Source organism: Roseibium sp., from assembly GCF_025698965.1.
In the GTDB taxonomy this organism is placed as follows: domain Bacteria; phylum Pseudomonadota; class Alphaproteobacteria; order Rhizobiales; family Stappiaceae; genus Roseibium.
Genome location: NZ_JAILWL010000414.1, coordinates 1 through 5,952, shown reverse-complemented (window position 1 = coordinate 5,952; position 5,952 = coordinate 1). Strand labels below are relative to the sequence as shown.

The following is a 5,952-nucleotide window of genomic DNA, read 5'->3' as shown; positions in this document are numbered from 1 at the left end:
TTCCCGTCAAAACCATAGTCGGAAAAAATCTCATCCGCACCGCTACCCGACAAGTAAACCAGCGCGCCTTCTTGCTTTGCCCTGGAACACACACCGGCGAGAATTAACGAGGCCTTGTCCTTGTGCACGCTCTTGCCGACCTCAACACGCTCACCTGCATCGTTGATGATGAAATAAGGCTGATCCTCAACAAACTGACCGATCCAGGCACGCAGTTCTTCAACATTCAGATCTGTTTCCGGAATGGTGATCGCGTGATTACCTGACGCTTTCACAGCAGAAAGGCGTCCACTGACCACATCCGGATCCTCGCGACCTTCAACAGTGACACTCATGAACTCTTTGTTCTGTGCAATCAGCGATGCCGCGATAGCTCCACTGTCATAACCGCTTGACAGTCCAACGAACGCCTTGCCTCGCAAGTGCCGGACCCGCTTGGCAACGGACCTGTCAAAGGCTGAAAACCAATCAGTCATATCGGTTTTATATTGCGCCAGATTGAAGGAATAGATTTCCCGTTCGATTATCCGACTGCGGTCCAAGCTGTATTCTACCGCATGGTTAGGTTTCAGCGGCCTGATTTCCTCAAAGCCTAAGACGGACAAGGCATCTCGATAGCTCGCGAAGCCAAACTCGTCACCTTTTGAACCAAAAAACAAAGGTTTCGTTCCGAAGCAATCCCGAGCCACATGAACAACGGACCGTCCAAAATCGGCAATGACAATAGCGTACTCACCGTCTAACTGCGCAAAACTCTCAGCGCCAAATTCCTTGTAAAGGTCATACAAATAGTGAGCTTCATTGTCATAATTTTCAGGGCAACTATAGATTTCGCCGTTAAACATTACGACGACATTCTCGTCCTCAGGAATATACGGCTGACTTACAAAATCGCCGCGCATTGACAAGAGGTTGTGACAAAAGAAGCAGTCACCGATCGTTCTGCTTTGAGTGAAATCCGGACCTCGCAACGCCATTATCCGATTGAAATCGGTCGTCGTTGGCTGGATGGTCGAAAATACGAAGCTACACATTCTTGCCCGTGAAGTTTACTAAAACACCGCTCGCCTTAGTGTGCTTTTCATAGCGCAAATGCAAGGTTTCGAACCACAAATACTGCAAGAATGCGATTAAAAAACGCGGCCCAAGCCCGGATACCCTTTTGTTAGCTCCTCTCCGACACGGTCTAGCTGCCGTCCAATCGCTGCAATGGCGCTGGCCCCATACCCGCAGGCTCATCACCAGCTCACATACTTGTCCGATTTCTTGGGTTGCAACTTCTTAACAGGAAAAGACCTTCATTTCTTCCCAAGTCAGTCAAATCGACCGCCCTGGCGTCAGACCGTTGACTTTTTCGATGATGGATGCCGCGTCGATCCCGAAATGGCTGTAAAGATCGCCGATCATTCCCGTCTGTCCGAAATGCTCGACACCGAGCGGGATGGTCTGGTGCCCCGCGACACCGCCGAGCCATGCAAGCGTTGCAGGATGACCGTCGATCACCGTGATCAGTTTGCAATGAGCCGGCAGATCCATCATCAGCCGTTCGATATGAGACAGAGCGGACTTGTTGCCGCGTGAGCGCGCCCGTTGCGCAGCCGTCCAACCTGCATTCAGGCGATCGGCGGAGGTGACGGCCAGGACACCGACATCGCGCCGGTGACCGGCAAGCTGACCAGCCGCCTCAATCGCTTCCGGTGCCACAACCCCCTGATAGGCGATGACAACTTCGCAATTCGGACCGGGTTTGCGCAACCAGTACCCCCCGTCGATGGCACCTTGCCGGAAATCGTCGTCGGCACGTTTGACCGGTTGCTCGATCGGGTTGGTGGAAAGACGCAGATAAACCGACCCTCCGGTTTCGTCGCGAAGCCAGGTCCGCTCGTCCGGATCGCCTTCACCATCACGCTGAAGGTAATCAAACGCCCATTCCATGATAACGGCAAGTTCGTCGGCAAAGGCTGGTTCAAAGGCGGCCAGTCCGTCCTGGCTCATACCGATCAACGGTGTCCCGATCGACTGGTGCGCCCCACCTTCCGGTGCCAGTGTCGTTCCCGACGGTGTCCCGACAATCATGAACCGAGCATCCTGATAACAGGCATAATTCAGCGCATCGAGCCCCCGGCAGACAAATGGATCATAGACCGTTCCAATCGGAATGAGACGCTCTCCAAACAGCGAGTGCGACAGCCCTGCGGCTCCCAGCAGAAGGAACAGGTTCATTTCGGCAATGCCAAGCTCGATATGCTGACCCTCAGGGGTGAATTCCCACTTTGCCGTTGAAGGGATGCGATGCTCGATAAAGGCATCGTGCATGGCATGACGGGCAAACAGCTTGCGGCGATTGACCCAGGGTCCGAGATTTGTGGTTCCGGTAACATCCGGCGACGTGGTGACAATGCGCTCGGCAAGCTTGCTGTCGCCCTTCGACAGATCATCGAGGACCTTGCCAAACGCCATCTGGGTCGAGAGATCGCGGTCCGACTGAAGTTCGATTTGCGGAACGTCGATACGTGCATCAAAGTGACGGCGCGTGCCTTTGGAGAAAAATGGAACTTGGTCGAGAACCGCTTTCAGCTCCGCAACATTTTCAACTGTTGCGAAAGGCTCCCACTCCTCTCCTTCTTTGACGCCCATATGAGACTGCCATTCGGCCATCTGGGTCTTGTTCATCAGGCCACCATGATTGTCCTTGTGGCCTGCGATCGGCGTGCCCCATCCCTTGATTGTATACGCCAGGAAACAAGTCGGACGGTCATGATCGATCGCGGCAAAGGCCTCTGCCATAGTCTCGGTGCAGTTGCCGCCCAGATTTTCCATCAGCTCCGCCAGGTCTTCATCGCTGCGCCGGTCGATCAGCGCCGTAACCTCTCCCTGGTCCCCCAGATCATCCATCAAACGCTGACGCCAGACCGCACCGCCCATAAAGGTCAGCGCTGAGTATTCCTGGTTGGAACAGTCGTCGATCCATTGTCGCAAACGCTCACCGCCAGGCTCAGCAAATGCGGCCCGCTGAAGTGCCCCGTATTTAACCCGGACGACGTCCCAGCCGAATGCATCGAAAATCTTCTCGACCCGGTCGAACAATCCTTCACGAACAATGCCGTCGAGAGACTGCCGGTTGTAGTCGATGATCCACCAACAGTTTCTGAGATCATTTTTCCAGCCTTCCTGCAGCGCTTCATAGACATTGCCCTCATCCAGCTCCGCATCTCCCACAAGCGCGATCATTCGGCCCAATGAACGATCCTTCGACCAGCGTTTTGCGTCGATATAGTCCTGCACCAGTGACGCAAAGGACGCGATTGCAACACCGAGACCAACCGACCCGGTGGAAAAGTCCACGTCATCAATATCCTTGGTGCGGGAGGGATAAGACTGAACTCCGCCGAACCCACGGAAATTTTCCATTTTCTCGCGCGTCTGATACCCCATCAGATATTGCATCGCGTGGAATACCGGAGACGCGTGCGGCTTCACGGCGACACGATCTTCGGGCTTGAGCGCCGAGAAATAGAGTGCTGTCATGATCGACACCATCGATGCGGAACTTGCCTGGTGGCCACCAATCTTGATCCCGTCGACTTTCGGCCGAATGTGATTAGCGTGATGAATCATCCAGTGAGATAACCAAAGCAGCCTTTTTTCGATTGTCTTGAGATGCTCGGTGCGCATTGCGAAGGTCCCCATAAATCCGATGCTTTCGCCCAATTTAACGACGACACTGAATCGGTTTCTTGCTATTTCCTACTCTCTTTGGCTATATTTTAGAGAATCCAGCCAAGAGAAAGATATTTAGTGGCAAATTCCACCAACTTAGACGCGTTCGATATACAGATCCTGCGAGAATTGAGGACAGATGGTAGAATCTCCCTTCAGGAGCTCTCCGAACGCATAGGCCTCAGTCCGACACCGGTCGCTCGCCGACTACGGCATCTGGAAGACCGCGGCGTCATAACCGGCTACTGCGCACTGATCGATGAAGTCGCACTCGGATACGAGGTTTCGGTCTTCGTGTCGGTTCAGCTCGACAAGCAGGTCGACATCACGCTCGACCAGTTTGAAAACGCCATTCAGGCATTTCCGGAAGTCGTCGACTGCTGGCTCATGACAGGCAATCGCGACTACCTTCTGCGCGTGGCAACCACCGGCCTGGCCGCTTTTGAAACCTTCCTGACGGGAAAGCTCACAAAGGTCCCCGGTGTAGCCAATATCGAGAGCTCGATCCCCCTCCGTCGGGTCAAGTCCGGTGTCGCTCGGACACCCTAGATCAGGCCGATGCTGTCCATTTCATGAAGTATGGCCCGGGTCGGATCACTGGCCCTCAGGCAGCGACAGCGGCCGGTTTCGATGGCATTGCATGGCTCAGATCCTCAAGAATGTCTTCCAGATCCTCCAGTCCGACGGAAAGGCGAACAAGGCCATCGCTGATGCCATGGGCCGCGCGCTCCTCAGGCGTATAGGTAGAGTGTGTCATCGATGCTGGATGCTGGATAAGCGTTTCGGCATCGCCGAGTGAAACGGCACGCTGGATCATCTCCAACGCATTCATCATATCGGCACCGGCCTGAAGACCACCTTGAAGTTCAAACGCGATCATGCCTCCCGGTTGAGTCATCTGTCGCGTCGCCAGATCGTGCTGCTCGAAGCTTTTCAGACCGGGATAATACACTTTCGAGACTGCCGGATGCGCTTCCAGCCAGTCAGCGACCTTTTGCGCTGTGGCGCAGTGACGGTCCATGCGCAGCGCCAGAGTTTTCAGTCCACGCAGAATCAACAGCGCATTGAAAGGTGCCATCACTGCACCGGTCATGTCTTTCATGCCGATAAGGCGGATTTCGCCAATCTGCTCGGCATTGCCAACTACCAGCCCGGCAACAACATCGCCGTGACCGCCCAGATATTTAGTCGCGGAATGCAGAACGATATCGGCGCCCATCTCGATCGGGCGGGTCAGGTAAGGCGTTGCATAGGTGTTGTCGACGACAACAGTCGCACCTGCCTCATGGGCGATCTCCGAAATTCGAGCAATATCAACCAGCCGCATGTTCGGGTTGGCAGGTGTTTCAAAGTAAACAACACGGGTTTTGTCGGAAATGGCAGAACGCAGATTGTCCGGGTCGGTCATATCGACGTGCGAAATCTTGATGCCGAACTTCGTCAATCCGTGACGCATGAAAGCAAAGGTGCATCCGTAAAGCGTCTCATCAACGATGATTTCGTCACCCGGGCTTACCAGTGTCCAGAGCGTCGAGGTGATCGCCCCCATACCGGAAGAAAGCGCCAGGCCGGCCTCCGCACCTTCCAGCTCGGCAATCCGCTGTTCCAGAAGATCCAGTGTCGGGTTGGAAATCCGGCTGTAAATATGCCCCGTGCGTTCACCGGCAAACATTTCACCGCCAGCTTCTGCCGTTTCGAAGACAAAGGTTGACGTGAGGTGCAACGGCGGTGTCAGGGCACCCTCGTTTTCCTGCGGTGCATAGGCATGGTGAATGGCGCGGCTTGCAAATCCCTTGGCTCGGCTCATGACGATCTCCCATCTATCTGTTTTAGCATTATGCCTGAGCTCAAGGGGCGATAGATTTCAAAATCTATCAGCGTTAATATGAAAATTAGCAGAATCTACCAATGGATCACCACATGGACGAAAAAGACCGTCAAATCATTCGAGCTTTGCAAAAGGATGGACGGATGACCAATCAGGATCTTGCCGATACAGTCAACCTGTCTCCTTCGCCGTGCCTCAGACGATTGCGGAACCTGGAAGCTGCCGGTGCCATTCGCGGCTTTTCGGTTGATGTCGATCCTGAAGCGTACGGCCTGCCGATCACCGTTTTCGTCCGCATTCGACTGGAACGGCACAACGAGGAAGATGTCCGACATTTCGAAAGCCGGGTTCAGACCATCGATGAAGTGCTGGAATGCCACGTCCTTACCGGTGCCATGGACTAC

The 5,952-nt window shown here is 54.3% G+C and carries 5 protein-coding genes; 2 read left to right on the top strand and 3 right to left on the bottom strand.

Annotated features, from left to right (window positions below; genetic code table 11):
• Positions 1-902 (bottom strand): asparagine synthase-related protein (locus K5905_RS25555; protein ID WP_297589411.1); only part of this gene is annotated, 902 nt, incomplete at its 3' end.
• Between the two features lie 415 nt (positions 903-1,317).
• Positions 1,318-3,675, bottom strand: a complete 2,358-nt coding sequence (locus K5905_RS25550) for a 1-deoxy-D-xylulose-5-phosphate synthase N-terminal domain-containing protein (protein ID WP_297589409.1) — start codon at positions 3,673-3,675, stop codon at positions 1,318-1,320.
• 123 nt (positions 3,676-3,798) lie between these two features.
• On the opposite strand from K5905_RS25550, the gene K5905_RS25545 reads away from it, so the two are divergent.
• Positions 3,799-4,269: an Lrp/AsnC family transcriptional regulator gene (locus tag K5905_RS25545; protein WP_297589407.1), complete on the top strand. Its 471-nt coding sequence runs from the start codon at positions 3,799-3,801 to the stop codon at positions 4,267-4,269.
• Between the two features lie 55 nt (positions 4,270-4,324).
• Here the strand turns inward: K5905_RS25545 and K5905_RS25540 are convergent, their stop codons facing one another.
• Positions 4,325-5,527 carry a methionine gamma-lyase gene (locus tag K5905_RS25540; protein ID WP_297589404.1) on the bottom strand — a complete coding sequence of 401 codons (1,203 nt, stop codon included), beginning with the start codon at positions 5,525-5,527 and terminating at the stop codon, positions 4,325-4,327.
• Positions 5,528-5,640: 113 nt separating this feature from the next.
• Here K5905_RS25540 and K5905_RS25535 point away from each other — a divergent pair.
• Positions 5,641-5,952, top strand: a 312-nt coding sequence (locus K5905_RS25535; RefSeq protein WP_297589402.1) for an Lrp/AsnC family transcriptional regulator, incomplete at its 3' end; no start/stop codon positions are given.